This window comes from Holophagales bacterium (assembly GCA_016719485.1).
In the GTDB taxonomy this organism is placed as follows: domain Bacteria; phylum Acidobacteriota; class Thermoanaerobaculia; order UBA5066; family UBA5066; genus UBA5066.
Genome location: JADJZB010000031.1, coordinates 46,436 through 68,470, shown reverse-complemented (window position 1 = coordinate 68,470; position 22,035 = coordinate 46,436). Strand labels below are relative to the sequence as shown.

Below are 22,035 nucleotides of genomic sequence, written 5' to 3'. Positions count from 1 at the left end.
AAGGCGGGAAGTATAGGGCGAGGCGATCAGGCGCCGGTGGTGGCCGCGACGGCAGGGGAGGTGGTCCGGAGCGGCTCGCGGTCGAAGACAGAGGCGAAGTGGACGATGAAGCGCTCCGCCGCTTCGGCCACGGAGGGCGGAGGAAGTCCGGGACGCGCCCGCTCGAGCGACGTCACGCCGCCGTCCGGGATGCCGCACGGGACGAACAGGTCGAAGCGCTCGAGCTGCGTCGAGACGTTCAGGGCGACGCCGTGCGTCGTCACCCAGTCGGAGAGGTGGACGCCGATGGCGGCGAGCTTGTCGTTTCCCACCCACACCGACGACCACCGTGCCGGGACGTCGCTTCTCCGGGCGTCGACGCCGAAATCGGCCGCCGTGAGGATGAGGACCTCCTCGAGGCGCCGCACCAGGAGCTTGACGTCCCTCTCTCCTCCCTCGAGGCGGAGGATCGGGTAGGCGACGAGCTGGCCCGGCCCGTGGAACGTCAGCTTCCCGCCGCGGTCCGACGTGCGGAGGGTGATGCCGAGGCTCTCGAGCCGGCCGGCGGGGACGTGGAGGTCGCCGGTCCCCGCGTTCCTCCCCACGGTGATGACGTCCTGGTGCTCGAGGAGGAAGAGGGTTTCCCGCCCTCCCGCCTTCGCCCGGTTCCGGGCGTCCTGCTGGAGAGCGACGACGTCGTCGTAGGGACGCGGTCCGAGCGGGAGGAGGGAGACGACGTCGAGGTCGCGGCGCATTCTGGCGGGAATGTAGCAGCTCGTCAGGAGCCGGGAACCGGTCCGGGAGCGAGAGTGAGCCCGGCGTGACAGAAGAGGCTTCGCCGGAACCGGCCGTTGTCGAGGAAGTCGAGGTACTGCTCCCGCTCGATCCGGCTCGTGGCGAGCCGGTCGAGGGTCTGGTCGACCTCCGGGGCCCGGGTCTCGTCCGGGCTCCCGTGACGCACTTCCGCCACGTACTGGAGGCCGTGCCTTCCGACACGCTCGACCATCTCCGAGAAATAAACGGGGTTGTTCTCCGCCTCCAGGTCGTCGTGGAGGAGGTACCAGTCTTTCGCTTCCTCGACGTACGAGGCCTGCTCCTCGAGGAGGATCGACCAGAGGGTCCCTTCGGCCTTCGCGGAAGTTGCGAGGAAGCGCATGAGCTCCCGCACCTGGCGGAGGCGCTCGGCGGGGTCCGGGGTCTTCCGGATCCGGAAGAGCATCATCTCCCGGAACATGAGCCCGAGGTGCCAGCCGGGGAAGGTGTTGTAGCTGAGATAGACGATGCCGTTCGGCGACAGCCGCTGCGCGCAGACCTCGAGGAGCGCCTCCTGGACGTCGGGCGGGACCCACGAGTAGAGGCCGTGCCCGATGACGTAGTCGAACCGGCCGAAGCTCTCGTCGAGGTCGCGAAGGTCCATTGCGTGAAACGTGGCGTTCGCCGTTCCAGCCTCCGCGGCCGTGGCCTTTGCTTCCTGGATCTGCTTCTGGGAGAGGTCGATGCCGACGAACGCGGCGTCGGGCATGGTCCAGGCCATGGGGACGAGGTTCGCGCCGCGGCCGCAGCCCAGCTCGAGGACGCGGGCGCCGGCGAGAGGGGGCGGTTCGAGTCCGCACCTGAGGGCCGTTGCCGCCAGGACCTCCGGATGCGTGTGCGCGAACGAGGCGGCCAGGTAGGGCACCTCGTCGTAGGTCGTTCCTGCGAATCCCCTCACGCGCCTCCCGTCACCGCGGCTTCCGTGCTGCCGGAACGAGAACGGGGAGCCCGGAGGCCCCCCGTTCCCGTTTCCCGCGGCCGTGCGAGGCCGTCCTCAAGTCAATCGATCTCCGGGAAGCTCCCGCTCTCGAGCGTGGCCTTGACGACGCCCATGAACGCGTCGGCCTCGGCGCCGTCGACGAGCCGGTGGTCGAACGAGAGAGCCAGGTAGCCCATCGTCCGGACGGCGATGGTGTCGGTGCCGTCGGGCAGCTCGACGACCTTCGCCCGCTTCTCGATCGTCCCGATGTTCAGGATGGCCACCTGCGGCTGGTTGATGATCGGCGTGCCGAAAAGGGAGCCGTAGACGCCAGGGTTCGTGATGGTGAAGGTGCCTCCCTGCACGTCGTCGGGGAGGAGCTTCTTCGTCCGCGCCCGGCCGGCGAGGTCGTTGGCGGCGCGGGCCAGGCCGACGAGCGAAAGATCGTCGGCGTTCTTGATGACCGGGACGATGAGGCCCCAGTCGAGCGAGACGGCCACGCCGAGGTTGATGTCGCGGTGGTAGACGATGTCGTCGCCCGAGACCGACGCGTTGACGGAGGGCCGAGCCTTCAGGCCGGCGATGACCGCCTTGAAGATGAAGGGCATGTAGGAAAGCTTCGTCCCGTACTGGGCTGCGAAGCGGTCCTTCACCTTCTCGCGCAGCTTCGCGATGGCCGTGTAGTCGACTTCGAACACGGTGGCGACGTGGGCCGAGGTCGCCTTCGACTCGACCATCCGCTGGGCGATCTTCTTGCGCATCGGCGACATCGCCTCGACCGACACGTTCGCGCCGGCGGGGAAGGCAATGACGGGAATGGCGGGCGTGGGCCTGGTGGGGGCGGCCGGAACGGGAGGAGCCGCCGCTGCGACCGGGGCGACGGGCGCGGCAGGGACTGCGACGGTGGCCGGGGCCGGAGCCGGCGAATGCGCGGTGGCCGCGGCCGCGGGAGCGGGAGCGGGAGCGGGTGTGCCTCCGGCCTCGAGGAACGCGGTGAGGTCCGACTTCGTCACGCGACCGGAGATGCCCGTGCCGGGAACCTGCGCCAGGTCGACACCCTTCTCCTCGGCGATGACCCGCACCACCGGCGAAGAGCGGCGCTTCTGGAGGTCTTCCTTCGTTTCCCCTTCCTGGGGCGGGGTCGTGAAGTGAGGGGCCGCCGGGGGAGCCGTGGACGCGGGCGGCGGCATCACGACGAGGGCGGCCGGGGCCGGGGCCGGAGCGGGAGCGGCGACGGGCGCGGCCACGGGGACGGGAGCCTCGGCCGCGGGGGCCGGTGCAGGAGCGGGACCGGCTGCCGCCTCCGCAGGGGGCGCGGCCGCCGTCGCCTCGCCCGCCTCGCCGATCTTCGCGACGACGGTGTTGATCGGAACGGTCGTCCCCTCCGGAACGAGGATCTCGAGGAGAACGCCGGCGGAAGGGGAAGGAATCTCGGCGTCGACCTTGTCGGTCGAGATCTCGAAGAGCGGCTCGTCGCGCTTGACGCTGTCGCCGATCTTCTTCATCCAGCGGGTCAGGGTTCCCTCGGCGATCGACTCGCCCATCTGCGGCATGATCACGTTCGTCGGCATGGTCCGATTCTCCGTCAGTCTTTCATCGGGTCAGTACGCCGCGAGTCTACGCGCGGCGGCGAGAAGGGTGGAGAGGCCGGGCAGATACGCCGCCTCGAGGCTCGGGGCGAAGGGTATCGGGGTGTCGGGGGCGGTCACGCGGAGGACCGGCGCGTCGAGCCACTCGAAGGCCTTCTCCGCGAGCGTGGCGGCGATCTCGGCCCCGATCCCGAGCGTCCGGGCGTCCTCGTGGAGGAGGAGAGCCCTCGACGTCTTCTTCACCGACGCGACGACCGTCTCCTCGTCCATCGGGAGAAGGGTGCGCAGGTCTATGACCTCGGCCTCGATTCCCCCTTTCGCGAGCTCTGCAGCCGCGTCGAGGGCGAGCGGGACCATCGCCCCGTAGGTCACGATCGTCAGGTCGCGGCCGGTGCGCCGGACGGCCGCCTTCCCGAGGGGGACGACGCCGTCGCCTTCAGGAAGGACTTCCTTCGCCCGCCGGTAGAGGAGCTTGTGCTCGAGGAAGAGGACCGGGTCCTCGTCGCGGATCGCCGCCTTGAGGAGGCCGCGGGCGTCGGCGGCGGTCGAGGGAACGACGACCGCGAGACCGGGTGTCCGGGCGAAGTACCCCTCGGGGCTCTGGGAGTGGAACGGCCCCGCGTGGACGCCGGCGCCCGACGGCCCGCGGATGACGATCGGGACGCCGAGGCCGGTCCGGTAGCGGTGCTTCGCCGCGAAGTTCGTGATCATGTCGAACGCCCGCGCGGCGAAGTCGAAGAACTGCATCTCGACGACGGGGCGCAGGCCCCTCAATGAGGCGCCGATGGCCGCGCCGACGATCGCCTCCTCGACCACGGGCGTGTCGATGACTCGCTGCGGACCGAATCGCTCGAGAAGGCCCGCCGTCGCCTTGAACGCGCCGCCGTAGACGCCGATGTCCTCGCCGAGGAGGATCACCCGCTCGTCGCGATCCATTTCCTCCGCGAGGGCGATCCGGATCGCGTCGACGTAGGTGACCTCGTGGTCCGTTCGGCCGCTCAACGGAGCCCTCCGACGAACGTCTCCGCCCGCCGCCTCACGGCGGCTTCCTCGTCGGCTCTCACGCCCCGGAACTCGGGGTCGGGGACCGGTGCGGGGGAGGCCTCGGCCTCGGCCACGGCGGCGTCCAGCTCCGCGTCGATGTCAGCCCTCACGGCCTCCCGCGCCGCGGCGTCCATCACGCCGGCCGCGTCGAGGTGCCGCTCGAACCGGGCGATCGGGTCGCGCCGCGTCCACTCGGCCAGCTCCTCCGCGTCGACGTAGGCCTGCCCGTCGTGCTCGGCGTGCCCCTTCCGGCGGTACGTCTTGCACTCGAGGAGGAACGGGCCGTTTCCCGCGCGCGCCCATGCCACGGCGCGCCGGGCCGCCTCGACGACGGCGAGGACGTCGTTCCCGTCCACGATCGCGCTCGCGACGCCGTAGCCGGCGGCCTTGTCGGCGAGGGTGGCGGCGCCGCACTGCATCTCGGACGGCGTCGAGTAGGAGTAGCGGTTGAACTCGAGCACGACGACGAGAGGGAGCTTCTGAACCGCGGCGAAGTTGATCCCCTCGTGGAACGCGCCCGTCGAGGTCCCTCCCTCGCCGAGGTAGGTCATCCCGACGGTCCTCTTCCCGAGATACCGGTCCGCGAGGACCATCCCGGCGACCACCGAAACGGCCGTCCCGAGCATCGCGATCGCGGAGTAGAGCCCCTTCTCCGGCAGGCAGAAGTGCAGGAACCCGTCGCGGCCCCTCGCCGGGGCGTCGGCCTTCGTCATCACCTGCCGGAGGATGTCGACGGGCCGCGCACCGCGCACCAGGGTCGCGCCCAGGTCGCGGATGATCGGAACGAGGAGGTCTCCCTCCTCCAGCGCGAACGCCGTCCCGACGGCCGTCGCCTCCTGCCCCAGGCACCGGAACAGCCCCCCGGTCATCTTCCCCTGCCGGTAGAGGCTCACCATCCGCTCCTCGAGGAGGCGGGTGAGAAGGAGGTGCCGGTAGAGGGTCTTCTGCTGTTCGGGAGAGGTGGTCATGGCGTCGGGCGGAGGCCCAACTCGTCATTATCGGCACCGGTTCCGCAATGCGTCAAACTCGGGGAGTGACCCGCCGCCCTCCCAAGACTTCCCGCCTCGGCCGGCTCTTCGAGCTGGGGAGCCTCGCCGCCCGGGCGGGAGCGTCGACGGTCGTCTCCCGCCTCTCGGGCGTGGGCCGCCCGGCGCCCGCGCGGGCGGCTCTCCGGTCGGCCGACCTCGTGAAGAACGCCCACCGCCTCGTCGCGACGCTCGGAGACATGAAGGGCGCGGCGATGAAGGTGGGGCAGATGCTCAGCCTCCAGGAGGCGTTCCTGCCGCCGGAGGTCGCGGTCGTCCTCCGGTCGCTGCAGGGAGAGACACCGAGCCTGCCGCTCGAGATGGTCGAGGACCAGCTCGCCGCGGAGCTGGGCGACCCGCTGCAGATCTTCGCGAGCTTCGAGCCCGAGGCGTTCGCGGCGGCCTCCATCGGGCAGGTCCACCGGGCCGTCCTGCGCGACGGGCGGCGGGTCGCGGTGAAGATCCAGTACCCGGACATCGACCGGATCGTCGAGGCGGACCTCGGGAATCTCCGGAGGGTGCTGAAGTCGGTCGTCGCGCTCTTCTCGAAGGTCGACTTCGAGCCGATCTGGAAGGAGCTGCAGGCCAGGCTCCGCGAGGAGCTCGACTACCTCCACGAGGCCGAGCGGATCCGCCGGATGACCGAGCTCCACGCCGGAGTCCCCGAGATCGTCATACCGCGGGTCGTCGAGGAAGCCTCGACGGCGCGCATCCTGACGATGACGTTCGAAGAGGGGCTCTCGCCCGACGAGGCCTGCTCCGACGCGATTCCGCAGGAGCTGAAGGACCGGTGGGGCCTCGTCCTCTTCGACTTCCTCCTGCGCGGCCTCCTCGAGCACCGCCTCCTCCACGCCGACCCGAACCTCGCGAACTTCGCGTTCCGCAGGGACGGCCGGGTCGTCGTCTACGACTTCGGCTGCGTCAAGGAGGTCCCTCTCCGGCTCGCGCGCGGGTACCGCGACCTCTGCCGGCGCGCCCTCGCCGGCAGGGTCGACGAGCTTCCCGACCAGCTGAAGAAGATGGGGCTGCACCGGATGGACGGCCGCCCGCTCGACCAGGCTCTCGTCGCGCCCTGGGCCGCGATCGTCCTGGAGCTCCTCCGATCCGCCCCGCCCTACCGCTTCGGCGCGGACGACACCGTGGCGACCCGGATGTTCGACGCGGCCCGGACGAGCCTCGCCGAGGCGGCGGACGTCCGTTTCCCGTCCGACATCGTCTTCGTGAACCGGACGGTCGGTGGGCACTTCGGAAACCTGACGCGGCTGAAGGCCGAGGGGGCCTGGCGAGCGACGCTGGAGCGGTACGTCGGTGCGTGAACCCTTGCCCGGGGGAATCGAACTTCCTATCCTCGGCTGAATGCTCGCCGTCTTCGTCCTCTACATGGTGGCGACGGTCTTCATCGCCTGGTGGTATTCGCGCGGAGAGAGGACGCACAGGGAGTTCGTCCTCGGCGGCGGGCGCTTCTCGGGGACGGCCCTTGCGCTCTCGGAACGGGCCACGGGCGAGTCGGCCTGGCTGCTCCTCGGCCTGACGGGGCACGCCTACGCCGACGGGCTCAGCACCATCTGGGTCGCCCTGGGTTGCGTGATCGGCATCCTGTTCATCTGGATGGTCATGGCCGGCCGGCTCCGCGAGGAGACCGAGAAGACCGGCGCCATGACCGTCTCGAGCCTTCTGGCGCGAAGGTTCCCCGGGGCGGAGAAGCCGATCGGCATGCTCTCGGCCGTGATCCTGATCTTCTTCTTCCTGCTCTACATCGCCGCGCAGTTCAGCGGCTCCGGCAAGGTGCTCCAGGGGACGTTCGGCCTCGACCCCTTCTGGGGAATCGTCATCGCCTCGGTCGTCGTGACCGTCTACTGCGGCCTTGGCGGTTTCATCGCGGTCGTCGTGACCGACGTCTTCCAGGCCCTCCTGATGATCTTCACGCTCGTCGCGTTTCCCGTCATCGCCCTCTTCATCGCGGCCAGCCACGACCTGCAGATCGCCGGGGCGCTTCGGGAGGCCGGACCGCACTACCTGTCGCTGACGCGGGGGATGACCGGTTCCTCGGCCGTGATCCTCGTCCTGAGCGGCCTCAGCTGGGCGCTCGGCTACACCGGCCAGCCGCAGCTGCTCACGCGGATGATGGCGATCCGAAACGAGAAGGAGGTCCGGCGCGCGGTGGGAGTAGCCACGGTCTGGACCCTCCTCGCCTACACCGGGGCTATCCTGATCGGCCTTTTCGGCGTGGCATTCGTGAAAAGCGGGCTCCTCGGGGCCGGGGCCTCCGCGGTTTCGACCGATGCCGAGAAGATCCTGCCGGCCATGGTCGTCGCCCTCGTGAGCCCGATCCTCGCCGGGGTCCTGCTGTCGGGCGTCATCTCCGCGATGATGTCGACCGCGTCGTCGGAGGTGACGGTCTCTTCGGCCTCCTTCACCGAGGACATCTTCACGAACCTGAGGAAGAGGGCCACCTCCCCGAAGGGAATGCTCTACCTGAACCAGGCCGTCACGGTCGCGGTGGGGGCGGTGGCCATCGTCCTGGCCCTGACGATGCGGGACACCGTCTACAGCCTCGTGTCCTACGCGTGGTCGGGCATCGGCTCGTCGTTCGGGCCGGCCCTCATCCTCCTCCTCTTCTGGAAGAGGCTTTCCCGTGCGGGGGTCTTCGCCTCGCTGATCACCGGCACGGTGGCGACGGTCGTCTGGAAGACGTTCTTCGAGCAGCCGACCGGGGTCTCGGAGAGGCTCGCCAGCTACGTCATCTCGTTCACGATGGCGGTCCTCTTCTCGCTCGTCTTCCCGGAGAAGGGCGGCGGCCGGCCGTCCCCGACGAGCACAGTGTTGACACCGACGGGCGGGCCCGCCTAGAGTCCGGCCGCAATGAGCCCCTGCTCCACCCGAAAGCGGACGACGACCACGATGAAGCGCACGCCGCGAGGCGGGCCGGCGGGGGACCGGACGACCGTGTAGGACACGGGCGTACGGAACCGGAGAAAACGCAGGGCCCGCCGGCGACGGCGGGCTCTTTGATTTCCGGCGGGAGCGCCGGGGAACGGAACGAGAGGACGAGATGGCAGCGGAAGGACGAGACAGCCGGATCCCGGTGGCGATCCTCGGGGCGACGGGGGCGGTGGGGCAGCGGATGGTGTCGCTTCTCGCCGGGCACCCGCAGCTGAGGCTCGCGGAGGTGGCGGCCTCGGAGCGCTCGCAGGGGAAGACGTACTTCGAGGCGACGCGTTGGATCCTGCCGGGCGACGTTCCCCAGGACGCTCGGGGCCTCGTCGTGAAGTCGGTCGAGGAAGCGCTGGGATCGCGCCTCGTCCTCTCGGCCCTCGACGCGAAGGTGGCGGACACGGTCGAGCCCCTGCAGGCCTCGCGCGGCCGGCTCGTCGTCTCGAACACGAAGTCGTTCCGGATGCAGGCCGACGTGCCGCTCCTGATCCCCGAGGTGAACGCGGACCACCTCGCGCTCCTCGACCGGCAGGAGTGGGCGGCCGCGGGCGGCGGCATCGTCACGAACCCCAACTGCGTCGTCGTCGGCCTCGCGATGGCGCTCGCGCCGCTCCACCGCGCGTTCGGTATCGAGGCGGTCTGCGTCACGACGCTCCAGGCGCTGTCCGGGGCGGGCTATCCGGGCGTTCCCTCGCTCGACGCGCAGGGGAACGTCATCCCGTTCATCGACGGCGAGGAGGAGAAGATCGAGACCGAGCCGGGGAAGATCCTCGGAACGCTCGAGAACGGTCGGGTCGTCCCGGCAGCGTTCCCGATCTCCGTCTCGGTCAACCGGGTCCCCGTGCGCGACGGGCACACGGAGTCGGTTTTCGTGAAGCTCTCGCGGAAGGCCTCGCTCGGGGAGATCCGGGAGGTACTCGAGGGGTTCAGCGGAGAGCCGCAGCGCCTCGGCCTCTCCTCGGCGCCCCCGCGGCCGATCGTCGTCCGCGACGAGCCGGACCGGCCGCAGCCGATCCGGGACGTGGAGGCCGGGCACGGGATGGTGGTCAGCGTCGGGCGGCTGAGGCCCGACCCGGTCTACGACGTCCGCTTCACGCTCCTCGTCCACAACACCGTCCGCGGCGCGGCGGGGGCGGCGCTCCTGAACGCCGAGCTCCTCGCGGCGACGGGGCGGCTCTGAGGGCCTCTCCATGCTCGTGATGAAGTTCGGCGGCACCTCGGTCGGGACCGGCGAGCGGATCGCGGGGGTGGCGGAGCTCGTCGCGTCGAGGCTTTCCGAGGAGCCGTTCGTCGTCGTCTCGGCGATGGGGGGCGTCACCGACGCCCTCCTCGCGCTCTCCCGCGCGGCGCGCGAGGGGGACCGGGCGGCCGCGGCCGCGGCGCTCGTGACGCTCGGGGAGAAGCACGTCGCCGCGGTCGAGTCACTGGGCCTCGCGGGCGGGGCGGCCGGCGCGCTCCGGGAAGAGATCTCGCGCGAGATGGCGAGGCTCGAGAGCCTGACCACCGGAGTGGCGCTTCTCGGCGAGCTCTCGGCCCGCACGTCCGACGCGATCTGCGCGGCGGGGGAGCTCCTCTCGGCGGCGCTGACCGCCGCGGCGCTTGAGAAGCGGGGCGTCGCGGTCGCGCGGGTGGATCCCCGCGAGTGGATGGCGACCGACGCGACCTGGGGCGCCGCGACGCCCGACGAAGCCGCCCTCGCGCGGAAGGCCGCGAGCCGGCTCCTGCCCGAGCGCGCCGCCGGAAAGGTCGTCGTCACCGGGGGTTTCGTCGGGGCGGCGCCCGACGGCTCGACGACGACGCTCGGGCGAGGCGGGTCGGACTTCTCGGCAGCACTCCTCGGTGCGGCGCTTCACGACGCCGGCGCGCCGGTCGAGGCGATCGAGATCTGGACCGACGTCGACGGGATCCTGACGGCCGACCCGCGCCTCGTCCCGGGCGCGCGCCTCGTACCGGAGGTCGGCTACGCCGAGGCGGCGGAGCTCGCGTTCTTCGGCGCGAAGGTTCTCCACCCGGCGACGATCCGGCCGGCCATCGCTCGCGGCCTCCCGGTGCGCGTGAGGAACACGTTCCGGCCCCAGGTCCCGGGGACGACGGTGCGGGCGGAGGCGTCCGGCGCGGGCGTGAGGGCGCTCGCGATGCGGACGGGCGTGGCGGCGCTCTTCGTCGGGAGTCCGCGCATGCTGATGGCCCACGGCTACGCGGCCCGCGTCTTCTCGGTGTTCGAGCGGCACGCCGTCGCGGTGGACGTCATCGCGACGAGCGAGGTGTCGATCTCGATCACGGTCGACGGCGGGGCTCCCGTCGCGGCGCTCGTCCGGGACCTCTCGACGTTCGCGGAGGTGTCGGTCCTCCACGACCTCGCCGTCGTCTCGGTGGTGGGGCGCCGGCTCAGGACGACGGCCGGGGTCGCGGCGCGGGTCTTCGCGGCGCTCGGCGACATCAACGTGGTCCTGATCTCGCAGGGAGCCTCGGAGACGAACCTGACGTTCGTGGTCCAGGCTCCGGATGCGCCCGAGGCGCTTCGGAGGCTCCACCGCGACCTGTTCGAGAAGGAGGCGGCGTGAAGGCTCTCATCGTGGGCCCGGGAAAGATGGGACGGGCCATCGAGGCGGTCCTCGTCCAGCGCGGGCACGGCGTCCGCGCGCGGGTCGGGCGGCGTGACGACCTCGAGGCGCTCGAGCCCGACGTCGTCGACGTGGCGTTCGAGTTCACGACGCCGGAGGCCGCGCCGAGGACGGTGGCGGCGCTCCTGATGCACCGGGTCCCGGTCGTCTGCGGGACGACCGGCTGGGACGTCGCGCCGATGAAGCGGCTCGCGGGGGAGCGGAACGTGCCGTTCCTGCACTCTCCGAACTTTTCCATCGGCGTCGCGGCGCTGCGGCGCGCGGCGATGGTCCTCGGCGGCGCCCTCGCCCGCTTCCCCGAGTTCGAGCCGGCGATCGTGGAGCGCCACCACTCCGCCAAGAAGGACGCGCCGTCGGGGACCGCGAAGGCGATCGCCGAGTCCGTCGGCGTGGGGCGGGCAGCGGGGGAAGAGATCCCGATCGTCTCGCTGCGCCACGGGGGCCAGCCGGGGGAGCACGTCCTCGTCTTCGAGGGGCCTGACGAGTCGATCGAGCTCGTCCACAGGGCCCGTTCCCGGAGCCTCTTCGCCCTCGGTGCCGTCCAGGCCGCAGAGTGGCTCGTCCGGTCGGGGCTGACCGGGCCCGTCAACTTCGACGACTTCCTCGACCGGAGGACCGCATGAAGACGCAGGAGCCGACCCGCATCCACCTCACGGGGGTCTTCACGGCGCTCGTGACTCCGTTCACGGAGAAGGGGGACCTCGACGAGCCGGCCCTCCGAAAGCTCGTGCGTCGCCAGGTTGCGGGAGGCGTCGCCGGCGTCGTCCCGTGCGGGACGACCGGGGAGTCCGTGACTCTCGATCCCGACGAGCACGAGCGGGTCGTCACCGTGACGGTGGAGGAGGCGCGGTCGGCCCGGCGCGCCATCCGGGTGATCGCCGGCTGCGGGTCCAACGACACGCGGAGGTCCCAGAAGCTCGCCGAGCGGTGCCGAAAGGCAGGGGCCGATGCCCTTCTCGTCGTCACGCCGTACTACAACAAGCCGACGCCGCGCGGCCTCCTCGAGCACTTCCGGGCCGTGGCCGACGCCGGGCACCTGCCCGTCGTCGCCTACAACGTCCCCTCGCGCACAGGGGTGAACATGCTCCCGGAAACGGTCCTTCAACTCGCGGAAGACACGCGGATGTGCGCTGTAAAGGAAGCCTCCGGGAGCCTCGACCAGGCGTGCGAGATCCTGCGGAATCGGCCGGCCGGCTTCTCCGTCCTCTCGGGCGAGGACTCGCTCGCGCTGCCGATGATCGCCTGCGGCGCCGACGGCGTCATCGCGGTCATCTCGAACGAGGTGCCCGCGCTCCTGGTGGCGCTCGTGGAGGCCGCCCTCACGGGCGAGCGGGGCGAGGCCGCGCGCCTCCAGGCGAAGCTCCTGCCGCTGATGCGGGCGAACTTCCGCGAGTCGAACCCGATCCCGGTGAAGTGGGCCCTCCACCGCCTCGGCCTGATCCACGACGTCCTGCGTCTCCCGCTCGTTCCGCTCTCGAAAGGGCAGCACAAGCCGATGGAAGAGGCCCTGAAGGAAGCCGGGCTCCTCGACGACGCGGGGAACGCGGTCGAGGAGGCGTCGTGAGCGGCGTGCTCTCGCGCGACGAGGTGCTGGCGCTGCTCGACCGGCTCGAGAGGGGAGAGCTCCGCGCCGCCGAGCCCGTGGGCGACGGCTGGCGCGTGAACCCGGAGGTGAAGGAGGGGATCCTCCAGGCCTTCCGGCTCGGCGTCGACACCGACCTCTCGATGCCGCCGTTCGCCTTCCGCGACCGCGACACGCTCCCGCCCCGCGGCGGGCTGCCACCGGGCGTCCGCGTCGTCCCCGGGGGAACTGCCATCCGGCGCGGCGCGTTCGTCGCGAGGGGCGTCGTCGTCATGCCGCCGGCCTACGTGAACGTCGGGGCGTACGTGGACGAGGGAGCGATGATCGACAGCCACGCCCTCGTCGGCTCCTGCGCCCAGGTGGGCAAGAGGGTCCACCTCTCTGCCGCGGCCCAGCTCGGCGGGGTCCTCGAGCCGGTCGGCGCCCTCCCGGTCGTCGTCGAGGACGACGTCTTCGTGGGCGGGGGCGTGGGCCTCTACGAGGGGGTCCGCGTCCGCTCCCGCGCCGTCCTCGCCGCAGGGGTCATCCTGACCGCGTCGAGCGTGATCTACGATCTCGCGAACGAACGCGAGCTGCGTGCCACGGGATCGGCACCCCTCACCGTGCCGGAGGGGGCGGTCGTCGTCCCGGGCTCCCGCCCGGCGCCCGGCTCCTGGGCGCACGTGCGGGGCCTCTCGATCTCGGCGGCGGTCATCGTCAAGTACCGCGACGGCAAGACCGACGCCCGGACGGCCCTCGAACGGGCCCTCCACCGAACGGACTGAATCCCTGGGACGAGGAGGCCACTTCATGACGACCGCAGCGGCGAGCAGCTACGACGAGGTCCCGTACAGCGATCGGTGCTTCTTCATGACGCATCCGGATCACCTCGCGACCCTGGCGATCGTCCACGGGGTTCCCGTGCCGCCGGTGGAGCGGTTCCGGGTGCTCGAGCTCGGCTGTGCGCGAGGGGGCAACCTCCTGCCGATGGCGCTCGAGGCCCCGGAGTCGACCTTCGTCGGCGTGGACCTCTCCGTCCTGCAGATCGAGGAGGCTCGCGAAAGGGCGGCGCAGCTCGGCCTCGAGAACGTCGTCCTCCACGCCATGAGCCTCGCCGACATCGACGCGTCCTTCGGGCTCTTCGACTACATCGTCTGCCACGGCGTCTACTCCTGGGTGCCGGACTTCGTGCGCGAGCGGATTCTCTCCATCTGCTCGGAGAACCTCTCTCCGAACGGCCTGGCCTTCGTGAGCTACAACACCTACCCGGGCTGGCACGAGCGGGGCATGGTCCGCGAGCTCATGCTCTACCACGCGCGCCACCCGGCGAGCGTGTCGGAGCGGCTGGAGAGGGCGAGAGGCATCGTCGAGGAGCTGACGGGGGTCCTTCCGAATCCCTCCAGCCCTTACGGGACCGGTCTTCAGGTCGAACGTGAGGTGCTTCGGGACGTCTCTGATGCCTACCTCTTCCACGAGTTCCTCGAGGACGAGAACCAGCCGACGCACGTCCACGAGTTCCTGACGCGCGCGGCGAGATTCGGGCTGGAGTTCGTGGCCGAGGCGAGCACGCCGGGGCTGCTCCTGGGCTTGCCGGCACAGGCCCAGGAGGCGATCGCCCGCTGGGCGACGGACGTCACGTCGCGAGAGCAGTACCTCGACTTCGTCATCAACCGGTCTTTTCGGCGGACGGTCCTCAGGCGGGCCGGCGGACCCGCGGCGACCCGCACGTCGCCCGACGTGGTCGCCGGACTCTGGGTCACCGCGGCGGTGATGCCGGGCGTCCCCGACCCGGTCGTCTCGGACGACTCTGCCGTGGAGTTCGCACGGCCCGAGAAGGCCGGCTCCGTGACCACGAACAGGCCCGTCGTGAAAGCCGCCCTTCTGACGCTCTTCGAGGAGCGTCCGCGCGCGCTCGACTTCGAGACGCTGTGGTCCGGGGTCCAGGCGCGCCTCGCAGCACCGGGCGGGCCGGTCATCGCGGGCGGGACCGAGCTGCGGAACGAGCTCATGGGCGCGATCCTCCAGCTCTACGTCTCGGATCTCGTCGGCCTTCACGTCCGGCCGCCCCGCCCGGTCACCGAAGTTTCCGAACGCCCGGTCGCGAGCTCGTACGCGCGGCTTCAGGCCGCGACCGCCACGCGCGTGACGAGCCTGCGACGCCGGGGTGTCGAGCTCGAAGAGTTCGACCGGGCCGTCCTTCTCCTCCTCGACGGGACACGCGACGTCGATCGCGTACTGGACGCGCTCGTCGAGGAGGTCCTGGCGGGGCGCTTCGACTTGAGCCAGGCGGGCGAGCCCGTTCGGGACCCGGACGTCATCCGGGCCGTCTTCGCGAGCGAGGTCGAGACGACGGTTCGACGCATGGCGTCCGATGCCCTCCTGATGGGTTGACGGGAGGCGGACAGCCGGGGTGCGATCGGGCCGATCGTCCGGAGGGAACGCGGCGGAAGGCCCTGCGGCCTACTGCCGGCCCGGCTGCGTCAGGAAGACCCGGACCTTTCGCGGCGTCACGCGAAGCCGCTCGCCGGACTGCGGCGCGAGCTGCTCGAACCGATCCCGGGAGATCTCCACCTTGAGAGTGGAGCCGTCGTCCGGGTCGAGCTCGAGGCGTACGACGGCGCCCGCCACCGCGACGTGACGGACCGTCGCGAGGAATCCTTCGGTGCCGCCGGTGTCCCGGGCCAGGTCGATCTCCCACGAGCGCGCGTAGCCGGACGCCGGGGCCGGCTCGGAGTGGGGGTGTTCGGGGTATTCGACGGAGAGGGGCCCGAGGAGGGCGCGGCCGCTCTCGACCCGGCCGTGGAAGATGTTCACCGAGCCGAGGAAGTCGAGGACGAAGGGGGTGGCGGGCCTCTCGAAGAGCTCCTGGGGGGTGCCGTCCTGGACGATCCGTCCGCGGTCGAGGAGGACGACGCGGTCGGCGACCTCGAGCGCCTCCTCCTGGTCGTGCGTCACGAAGAGGCTCGTGAGGCGGATCTCGTCGTGGAGCCTGCGGAGCCAGCGGCGCAGCTCCTGCCGCACGCGGGCGTCGAGCGACCCGAACGGTTCGTCGAGGAGGAGGACCTTCGGCTCGACGGCCAGGGCCCGCGCGAGGGCGACCCGCTGGCGCTGGCCGCCGGAGAGCTCCGAGGGGAGCCTGTCGCCGAGCCAGTCGAGCTGCACGAGCTTCAGGAGGTCGGTGACGCGCTTGCGGACCACGGCCTCGGGCGGCCGCTCGTCGCGCGGCTTCACGCGCAGGCCGAACGCGACGTTCTCGAACACCGTCATCCGCCGGAAGAGGGCGTAGTGCTGGAAGACGAAGCCGACGCGGCGCTCGCGGGCGTCGCGCCGCGTCGCGTCCTCGCCGTGGAAGAGGACCGTGCCCCGGCCGGGCTCCTCGAGCCCCGCGATGATCCGGAGCAGGCTCGTCTTTCCCGAGCCCGAGGGGCCGAGGAGGGCGACGAGCTCGCCGTCGCCGACGCGCAGGGAAACGTCGTCGAGCGCGAGGAAAGTCCCGAAGGACTTCGAGACGGACCGGACCTCGATGCTCACGGGGCCTCCTCCCCGGCGTGCCGGGAGAGGAACGCCTTGGCCAGCATGGCGGCGAGCGCGACGAGGGTGAGGAGCGACGCGGCCGCGAACGCGCCCTGGAACGCGTACTCGTTGTAGAGCGTCTCGACGTGCAGCGGAAGCGTGTTCGTCGCGCCGCGGACGTGCCCGGAGACGACGGAGACGGCGCCGAACTCGCCGACGGCGCGGGCCGTGCAGAGGACGATGCCGTAGAGGAGCGCCCACTTCACGTTCGGGAGGGTCACGCGGAGGAACGTCGTGAAGAACCCGGCGCCGAGGACGCGCGCCGCCTCCTCCTCGTCGGTTCCCTGCGACTGCATGAGCGGAACCAGCTCGCGGGCGACGAAGGGAAAGGTGACGAAGACGGTCGCCAGGACGATGCCCGGGACGGCGAAGACGACTTCGACGCCGTGCGCGGCGAGCCAGCCGCCGAGGAGGCTCGACCTGCCGAAGGCGAGGACGAAGACGAGCCCGGCGACGATGGGGGAGACGGCGAACGGCAGGTCGACGAGCGTCAGGACGAGGTTGCGACCCGGGGAAGCGGAACTTTCCGAGGGCCCAGCCGGCGGCGAGGCCGAAGACGGCGTTCACCGGGACGGCGATCGCCGCGACGAGGAGCGTCAGCTTCACCGCGTGCCGGGCGTCGGGGTCCGAGACCGCGGCGAGCCACGCCCCGGTGCCGTTGCGGAAGGCTTCGACGAAGACGGCGGCGAGCGGGACGATGAGGAAGAGGCCGATCGCCGCGAGCGCGAGGCCGATCAGGACGAGCTGGACGGCGCGCGGCTCGCGGGGGCGTGGGGCGCTCATCGCCTTCGACCTTCTGCCCACGCCTCGAGCCGGTTCAGGACGAGGAGGAGGAGGAACGAGGAGACGAGGAGGACCACGGCCAGGGCGGTGGCCCCGGCCACGTCGTACTGCTCGAGCTTCGTCATGACCAGGAGCGGGGCGATCTCGGTCTTCATCGGCATGTTCCCCGAGATGAAGACGACCGAGCCGTACTCGCCGAGGCCCCGCGCGAAGGCGAGAGTCGTCCCCGTCAGGAGGGACGGGAGTACTTCCGGGAAGAGGACGCGCCGGACGGTTTCCAGCCGCGTCGCACCGAGACTCGCGGCGGCATCCTCGACCTCGGGGTCGAGGCTCGCCAGGACGGGCTGAAGGGTCCGCACGGTGAACGGGATCCCGAGGAAGACGAGCGCCACGCCGATGCCGAGCGGCGTGAAGGCGACAGGGACGCCGAGGGCGGCGAGCGGCTTGCCGAGCCAGCCGTTCGGGGCGTAGAGCGTCGTGAGCGTGATGCCGGCGACGGCCGTCGGCAGGGCGAAGGGGAGGTCGATGAGGGCGTCGAGGACGCGCCGGCCGGGGAACCGGTACCGCACGAGGACCCAGCCGAGGAGAAGGCCGAGGAGGGCGGAGACCGCCGCGGCGCCGAGGGAGAGGAGGAAGGAGAGCTTCAGGGCGGCCAGGACGCGGGGGGTCGTCACCGCCGCGACGAACGCCTCGGGGCTGCCGCGCAGGGAGGTCGCGAGGAGCATTGCGAGCGGCGCGAGGACGACGAGCGAGAGCCCGAGGAGCGTCACGCCGAGGGCCGGGCCGAAGCCGGGGAGGAGCGACGGGGTGACGCGCGCCCTTCTCACCGGTTGACGAAGAGCGCGTCGAAGACGCCGCCGTCGTCGAAGTGCTTCTTCTGCGCGGCGCGCCAGCCTCCGAAAAGCTGATCGACGGTGAACGTGGCGACCACGGGGAACGTGCGCCCTGCCCTCGCGGCGGCCTCCGGAACGCGCGGCCGGTAGTGGTGCTTCGCCGCGAGCGTCTGGCCTTCGGGCGAGTAGAGGAAGCGGAGGTAGGCCTCGGCGACGGCGCGGGTCCCCCTTCCGGTCGACGACGGCGTCGACGACGGCCACGGGGGGCTCGGCGAGGATGGAGCTCTTCGGGACGACGATCTCGACGCGGCCTCGGCCCGTTTCGGCCAGGGCGAGGTGAGCCTCGTTCTCCCAGGCGAGGAGGACGTCGCCGAGACCGCGCTGGACGAACGTCGTCGTGGAGCCGCGGGCGCCGGTGTCGAGGACGGCGACGTTGCGGAAGAGCCCGGCCACGAGCGCCCGGGCGGCGGCCTCTCCCTTCCCGGCCTGCAGCGAGGAGCCCCACGCGGCCAGGTAGTTCCACCTCGCGCCGCCGGAGGTCTTCGGGTTGGGCGTGACGACGGCGATCCCCGGACGCGCGAGGTCGGTCCAGTCGAGGATCTTCTTCGGGTTGCCGGGCCTTACCAGAAAGACGATCGTCGAGGTGTAGGGCGTGGAGTTGTGGGGGAGCCTTGCCTGCCAGCCGGGCCTCACGAGGCCGCGGTCGGCGAGGACGTCGACGTCGTAGGCGAGGGCCAGCGTCACGACGTCGGCCTGGAGGCCGTCGAGGACGGCGCGGGCCTGCTTTCCCGAGCCGCCGTGCGACATCCGGACCGTCACGGACGTGCCGGTCCGCTCCCGGTACTGTTTCGCGAAGGCGGCGTTGACGTCCTTGTAGAGCTCCCGCGTCGGGTCGTAGGAGGCGTTCAGGATCTCGACCGGAGGCGGCAGGCCGGCGGCGTGTCCGGACAGGGCGTGGCCGAGAGACAGAAGAACGGCCGCGGCGCCGGCAAGGGAGCTGCCGCGGCCGGGCGAGCTGTTACCGAGGAATGTCACTTCGGCTCCAGTGCGACGTCCGCTTCCTCGTGCCGCGCGACGAGGATCCTCCGGTCGCGCTCGAGGAGGTCGGCCAGGGTGGTGTTGTCGAGGATTGCGGCGGCGGCGTTTCGGACCTCGAGGAACAGGTCGAAGAGGCCGGCGTGGCGCGGTTCGGTCTTCACCAGGCGCGCGAGCTCGGCAGCGTCTCCGAACGGGGCGAGCGGCCCGTCGAGGAGCCTCACGATGTCTCCCACGACGACCTCGGCGGGAGGGCGGCGCAGCTCGTAGCCCCCTTCCCGGCCCCTCCGGCTCTTCACGATCCGGGCGTTCTTGAGGGCCAGCAGGATCGCCTCGAGGAACTTCTCGGGAATGTCCTCGCTTTCGGCGATCTCGTGGGTCGTAACGGTCCCTCTATTCCACCTTTCCGCGAGGTGGATCAGCGCCTTGAGGGCATAGAGGCCGCGCTGGGAGATTCTCAGATCTATTCCTACCGGAATACTAGGGTATTCGCGATGGAACGAAGGGTCAAGGAGGTCGAAGGGCGAGTCGAAAGGAGACGCGTCCGAGACCTGTCGGCACAGCGGGTGTCGACCACGGTTTTCACGACGAACGACTGGGGTTCTGTAGTCTCCAACCAGTTCAACCGGTCCGTTGGCAGCACGAACGCCGTTCGTCGGGGGAACCATGAACGAGAAGCGGACGTTTTCGAGATTGAAGAAGCGGCTCCTCGTCGACATCGCCGTCGAAGGAAGGACGGCCTCCGGCTTCACTTGGGATATCTCCCACACCGGGCTCTCCATTTCGAGCCAGTACGTGCCGAAGCTCGGCGAGCATCTCCAGACGACCGTGCACCTTCCGAACGGGAAAACGGTGAAATGCCATGGGACCGTCGTTCGCGTGCGTCGCGTTCCGCTCGCGCTCGCGGATGAGCTGGGGGGAAGCGGCTTCTGTCTCGCTCTCGGGGGCTACTTCGAGGAGTACTCCCGCTTCCTGGGAGACCTGAAATAGGAATCGCCCGGGAGCCAGGGCTCCGGGGCGATCCCGTGGGCGAAGGACACCGGGAGTCTCAGCGGTCAGGCTCGGGGCAGAAGCGGTCGAAGCCGCGCGCCCGCTCGCGCCGGGCGAGCCGGTCGTCCTCGGCAGGCAGGATCCCGAGGCGCACGAGCTGGGGCCGGAATTCGTAGCGGATCCTCAGCCGGGCAGCAGGGGTCCGTTCGAGCTCGAGGTCGACGCGCGTCACGTCGTGCCGTGTCCGCTCTCCCATTCCCGTCGCGGCGTACTCGTCGGCGAGCGACGAGGCGGCGCTCTTCTCCTGCCGCGAGGATTCGGCTTCTCCCTTCGCCCTCGGTGCCGGCGCCTCGGCGGCGGGCCTGCCGGCGGAGTCCTTCGAGTCGCATCCCTGCGGCAGGACCGGCACGAACCGGCGGACCTTCTCGCGGAAGAAGACGGCTTCGATGACGCCGAGGTTCTCGGTCCTGCCGAGGGCTGCGCCATAGGAATCCCGCTCGCCGGTGAAGACGAACCGGCGGGCGTCGGAGAGGTTTACCTGCCACCCCTCGAGGACGATCGACTGGTACGGCTCGAGGATCCACTTCGTCGCGGAGACGGCGTCGCGGTGCGAGGCGTCCACGGTGTTGAGGCCGTCGACGGCGAGGGCGACGCCGACGCGGACCCCGAAGGGGTTCGTGACGCGCAGCGCGTACTCGCGCCCTTTCAACGCCTCCACGTAGACGGTTCCGCCCTTGTGGAACTCGGGGCGCGGGGCGCCGTCGACGAGGACGGAGAGCTCGAACCCTCCCCGGGCCGCGGCGTGAGCCGGGGCGGCGGCGGCGAGGGCGAGGGTCAGGGCGGCGGCGATCGGCGTTCTCATCGATGTCCTCCGCCGGGTGAGACCCGCACGGGGCCGGTCGGTTCCCGCTCCCCCGGTGATTCGCGAGATCCCCGGGGCTCGCCCGCCGCAACGCAGCGCGTTATGATGTCCCGCTGGCCTTCTACGCGCCCCGGAAGTGGTTTCCGGCGGGTGTGGGGAGGCAACACCGGAGACGCCATCAGAACCAGAACGACACGCCGGAACGCTGCTCGGACGAACGCGGGGAAGAGCCCTTCCCGGCGGCCTCGCCCGGCATCCCCCGGCACGGGAAGAAGAGCATGAACGTACTCGTCCTCAACTGCGGATCCTCGTCCCTCAAGTTCGCGGTCATCGACCCCGACACCTCCGTCGAGCACGTCTCGGGCATCGCCCAGAGGCTCGGCTCGCCCGAGGCCTCCCTCGACGTCAAGCGAAACGGCACGAAGACGTCGAAGCCGATCGCCGGCGCGCTCCACGACGAGGCGCTGCACGCCATCGTCGACGTCCTTCGCGAGCTCGGGCTCGCCGACGGCCTTCTGGCGGTGGGGCACCGCGTCGTCCACGGCGGCTCGAAGTTCGCGGGCTCCATGGCGATCACGCCGGAGGTCATCGCGAAGGTCGAGGAGTGCATCCCCCTCGGGCCGCTCCACAACCCGCCGAACCTCGTCGGCATCCGGATCGCGCAGAACCTCTTCCCGGGGCTCCTGCAGGTCGGGGTCTTCGACACCGCCTTCCACCAGACGATGCCGCCGGTCGCCTACACCTACCCGGTGCCGCACGAGTGGCTCGAGAAGTACGGCGTCCGCCGCTACGGCTTCCACGGGACGAGCCACCGCTTCGTGGCCCGCGAGGCCGTACGCCTTCTGGGGCTCCCCGCGGACGACCACGGGATCGTGACGGCTCACCTCGGCAACGGCTGCTCCTGCGCGGCCGTGAAGAACGGCAAGAGCGTCGACACGACGATGGGGCTGACCCCGCTCGAGGGGCTCATGATGGGGACCCGCAGCGGCTCGATCGACCCGGCGATCATCGGCCATGTGGCCGACGCGATGGGCACGCACCCGAAGGAGATCCTCGACGTCCTGAACAAGAAGTCGGGCCTCCTCGGCGTCTCGGGGCTTTCGAACGACATGCGGACGGTCGAAGAGGCGGCGGCCGGAGGGAACGAGAAGGCGAAGCTCGCCCTCGACCTCTTCTGCTACGGCCTCGCCAAGGCGATCGCGGCGCTCGTGGTGCCGCTGGGCCGTCTCGACGCGCTCGTCTTCACGGGCGGCATCGGAGAGAACTCGACGACGGTCCGCCGGATGACGATCGAACGACTCGGATTCCTCGGCCTGACGCTCGACGCGGATGCGAACGCCACCCACGGACGCTCGCAGGGCGGGCGCATCACGACCGGTACGAGGCCCCAGGCCCTCATCGTCCCGACGAACGAGGAGCTGATGATCGCTGAAGACGCCGAGCGGATCGCCCGCGCGGTGTGAAGCGGAAG

Annotated in this window: 19 protein-coding genes and 2 pseudogenes; 10 read left to right on the top strand and 11 right to left on the bottom strand. The window is 70.9% G+C overall.

Annotation, left to right across the window (positions count from 1 at the left end; genetic code table 11):
* Positions 1 to 26: 26 nt before the first annotated feature.
* The 5 genes from lipB to IPN03_23340 form a co-directional block, all read right to left on the bottom strand.
* Positions 27 to 734, bottom strand: coding sequence for a lipoyl(octanoyl) transferase LipB (gene lipB, locus IPN03_23360; GenBank protein MBK9376573.1), 708 nt, complete (start codon positions 732 to 734; stop codon positions 27 to 29).
* Positions 735 to 757: 23 nt separating this feature from the next.
* Positions 758 to 1,690, bottom strand: a complete 933-nt coding sequence (locus IPN03_23355; protein MBK9376572.1) for a class I SAM-dependent methyltransferase — start codon at positions 1,688 to 1,690, stop codon at positions 758 to 760.
* A 101-nt stretch (positions 1,691 to 1,791) separates the two neighbouring features.
* On the bottom strand, positions 1,792 to 3,282 hold the full coding sequence (locus IPN03_23350; protein ID MBK9376571.1) for a 2-oxo acid dehydrogenase subunit E2: 1,491 nt from the start codon (positions 3,280 to 3,282) through the stop codon (positions 1,792 to 1,794).
* A 30-nt stretch (positions 3,283 to 3,312) separates the two neighbouring features.
* Positions 3,313 to 4,236, bottom strand: a complete 924-nt coding sequence (locus IPN03_23345) for an alpha-ketoacid dehydrogenase subunit beta (GenBank protein MBK9376570.1) — start codon at positions 4,234 to 4,236, stop codon at positions 3,313 to 3,315.
* Between the two features lie 62 nt (positions 4,237 to 4,298).
* Positions 4,299 to 5,312, bottom strand: a complete 1,014-nt coding sequence (locus IPN03_23340; protein MBK9376569.1) for a thiamine pyrophosphate-dependent dehydrogenase E1 component subunit alpha — start codon at positions 5,310 to 5,312, stop codon at positions 4,299 to 4,301.
* 65 nt (positions 5,313 to 5,377) lie between these two features.
* Here IPN03_23340 and IPN03_23335 point away from each other — a divergent pair, with 65 nt between their 5' ends.
* The 8 genes from IPN03_23335 to IPN03_23300 all read left to right on the top strand — a co-directional run bounded on the left by IPN03_23335 (position 5,378) and on the right by IPN03_23300 (position 14,879).
* Positions 5,378 to 6,685 (top strand): AarF/ABC1/UbiB kinase family protein, encoded by a 1,308-nt coding sequence (locus IPN03_23335; protein ID MBK9376568.1) that lies wholly within the window; start codon positions 5,378 to 5,380, stop codon positions 6,683 to 6,685.
* A 40-nt stretch (positions 6,686 to 6,725) separates the two neighbouring features.
* Positions 6,726 to 8,219: a sodium/proline symporter gene (locus IPN03_23330; protein ID MBK9376567.1), complete on the top strand. Its 1,494-nt coding sequence runs from the start codon at positions 6,726 to 6,728 to the stop codon at positions 8,217 to 8,219.
* Positions 8,220 to 8,421: 202 nt separating this feature from the next.
* A complete protein-coding gene (asd, locus tag IPN03_23325; protein ID MBK9376566.1) occupies positions 8,422 to 9,483 on the top strand; it encodes an aspartate-semialdehyde dehydrogenase in 1,062 nt (353 codons plus the stop codon).
* 10 nt (positions 9,484 to 9,493) lie between these two features.
* Positions 9,494 to 10,867 (top strand): lysine-sensitive aspartokinase 3, encoded by a 1,374-nt coding sequence (lysC, locus tag IPN03_23320; protein MBK9376565.1) that lies wholly within the window; start codon positions 9,494 to 9,496, stop codon positions 10,865 to 10,867.
* Complete coding sequence (locus IPN03_23315) at positions 10,864 to 11,550, top strand: 4-hydroxy-tetrahydrodipicolinate reductase (protein ID MBK9376564.1); 687 nt, start codon at positions 10,864 to 10,866, stop codon at positions 11,548 to 11,550. Before lysC ends, IPN03_23315 begins: the two co-directional genes overlap by 4 nt.
* Entirely contained in the window at positions 11,547 to 12,491 is a 945-nt protein-coding gene (locus IPN03_23310; protein ID MBK9376563.1) for a 4-hydroxy-tetrahydrodipicolinate synthase, read from the top strand. Before IPN03_23315 ends, IPN03_23310 begins: the two co-directional genes overlap by 4 nt.
* A 23-nt stretch (positions 12,492 to 12,514) precedes the next feature.
* Complete coding sequence (locus tag IPN03_23305; GenBank protein ID MBK9376562.1) at positions 12,515 to 13,273, top strand: 2,3,4,5-tetrahydropyridine-2,6-dicarboxylate N-succinyltransferase; 759 nt, start codon at positions 12,515 to 12,517, stop codon at positions 13,271 to 13,273.
* A 25-nt stretch (positions 13,274 to 13,298) separates the two neighbouring features.
* Positions 13,299 to 14,879, top strand: coding sequence for a methyltransferase regulatory domain-containing protein (locus tag IPN03_23300; GenBank protein MBK9376561.1), 1,581 nt, complete (start codon positions 13,299 to 13,301; stop codon positions 14,877 to 14,879).
* Between the two features lie 69 nt (positions 14,880 to 14,948).
* Here the strand turns inward: IPN03_23300 and IPN03_23295 are convergent, their stop codons facing one another.
* The 5 genes and pseudogenes from IPN03_23295 to IPN03_23275 all read right to left on the bottom strand — a co-directional run bounded on the left by IPN03_23295 (position 14,949) and on the right by IPN03_23275 (position 19,431).
* A complete protein-coding gene (locus IPN03_23295) occupies positions 14,949 to 16,019 on the bottom strand; it encodes a sulfate ABC transporter ATP-binding protein (GenBank protein ID MBK9376560.1) in 1,071 nt (356 codons plus the stop codon).
* Positions 16,016 to 16,844: pseudogene (gene cysW / locus IPN03_23290) on the bottom strand (sulfate ABC transporter permease subunit CysW). Before cysW ends, IPN03_23295 begins: the two are co-directional and overlap by 4 nt.
* Positions 16,841 to 17,671, bottom strand: coding sequence for a sulfate ABC transporter permease subunit CysT (gene cysT / locus IPN03_23285; GenBank protein MBK9376559.1), 831 nt, complete (start codon positions 17,669 to 17,671; stop codon positions 16,841 to 16,843). The pseudogene cysW and the gene cysT overlap by 4 nt, the downstream one beginning before the upstream one ends.
* Positions 17,668 to 18,646 (bottom strand): annotated as a pseudogene (locus IPN03_23280) (sulfate ABC transporter substrate-binding protein). Before IPN03_23280 ends, cysT begins: the two are co-directional and overlap by 4 nt.
* A 62-nt stretch (positions 18,647 to 18,708) precedes the next feature.
* Complete coding sequence (locus IPN03_23275) at positions 18,709 to 19,431, bottom strand: Rrf2 family transcriptional regulator (GenBank protein ID MBK9376558.1); 723 nt, start codon at positions 19,429 to 19,431, stop codon at positions 18,709 to 18,711.
* On the opposite strand from IPN03_23275, the gene IPN03_23270 reads away from it, so the two are divergent.
* Positions 19,406 to 19,702 carry a PilZ domain-containing protein gene (locus IPN03_23270; protein MBK9376557.1) on the top strand — a complete coding sequence of 99 codons (297 nt, stop codon included), beginning with the start codon at positions 19,406 to 19,408 and terminating at the stop codon, positions 19,700 to 19,702. The genes IPN03_23275 and IPN03_23270 overlap by 26 nt on opposite strands.
* Positions 19,703 to 19,760: 58 nt before the next feature.
* On the opposite strand, the gene IPN03_23265 is transcribed toward IPN03_23270, so the two are convergent.
* Positions 19,761 to 20,564 (bottom strand): hypothetical protein, encoded by an 804-nt coding sequence (locus tag IPN03_23265; GenBank protein MBK9376556.1) that lies wholly within the window; start codon positions 20,562 to 20,564, stop codon positions 19,761 to 19,763.
* Between the two features lie 278 nt (positions 20,565 to 20,842).
* Between IPN03_23265 and IPN03_23260 the strand changes: the two genes are divergently transcribed.
* Positions 20,843 to 22,027 (top strand): acetate kinase, encoded by a 1,185-nt coding sequence (locus IPN03_23260; protein MBK9376555.1) that lies wholly within the window; start codon positions 20,843 to 20,845, stop codon positions 22,025 to 22,027.
* Positions 22,028 to 22,035: the final 8 nt, after the last annotated feature.

Coding starts and splice junctions, on each gene's coding strand:
- lipB (MBK9376573.1), bottom strand. CDS start 734: ATGCGCCGCGACCTCGACGTCGTCTCCCTCCTCCCGCTCGGACCGCGT.
- IPN03_23350 (MBK9376571.1), bottom strand. CDS start 3,282: ATGCCGACGAACGTGATCATGCCGCAGATGGGCGAGTCGATCGCCGAG.
- IPN03_23345 (MBK9376570.1), bottom strand. CDS start 4,236: ATGGATCGCGACGAGCGGGTGATCCTCCTCGGCGAGGACATCGGCGTC.
- IPN03_23340 (MBK9376569.1), bottom strand. CDS start 5,312: ATGACCACCTCTCCCGAACAGCAGAAGACCCTCTACCGGCACCTCCTT.
- IPN03_23330 (MBK9376567.1), top strand. CDS start 6,726: ATGCTCGCCGTCTTCGTCCTCTACATGGTGGCGACGGTCTTCATCGCC.
- asd (MBK9376566.1), top strand. CDS start 8,422: ATGGCAGCGGAAGGACGAGACAGCCGGATCCCGGTGGCGATCCTCGGG.
- lysC (MBK9376565.1), top strand. CDS start 9,494: ATGCTCGTGATGAAGTTCGGCGGCACCTCGGTCGGGACCGGCGAGCGG.
- IPN03_23310 (MBK9376563.1), top strand. CDS start 11,547: ATGAAGACGCAGGAGCCGACCCGCATCCACCTCACGGGGGTCTTCACG.
- IPN03_23300 (MBK9376561.1), top strand. CDS start 13,299: ATGACGACCGCAGCGGCGAGCAGCTACGACGAGGTCCCGTACAGCGAT.
- IPN03_23275 (MBK9376558.1), bottom strand. CDS start 19,431: ATGTCGACGAGGAGCCGCTTCTTCAATCTCGAAAACGTCCGCTTCTCG.
- IPN03_23265 (MBK9376556.1), bottom strand. CDS start 20,564: ATGAGAACGCCGATCGCCGCCGCCCTGACCCTCGCCCTCGCCGCCGCC.
- IPN03_23260 (MBK9376555.1), top strand. CDS start 20,843: ATGAACGTACTCGTCCTCAACTGCGGATCCTCGTCCCTCAAGTTCGCG.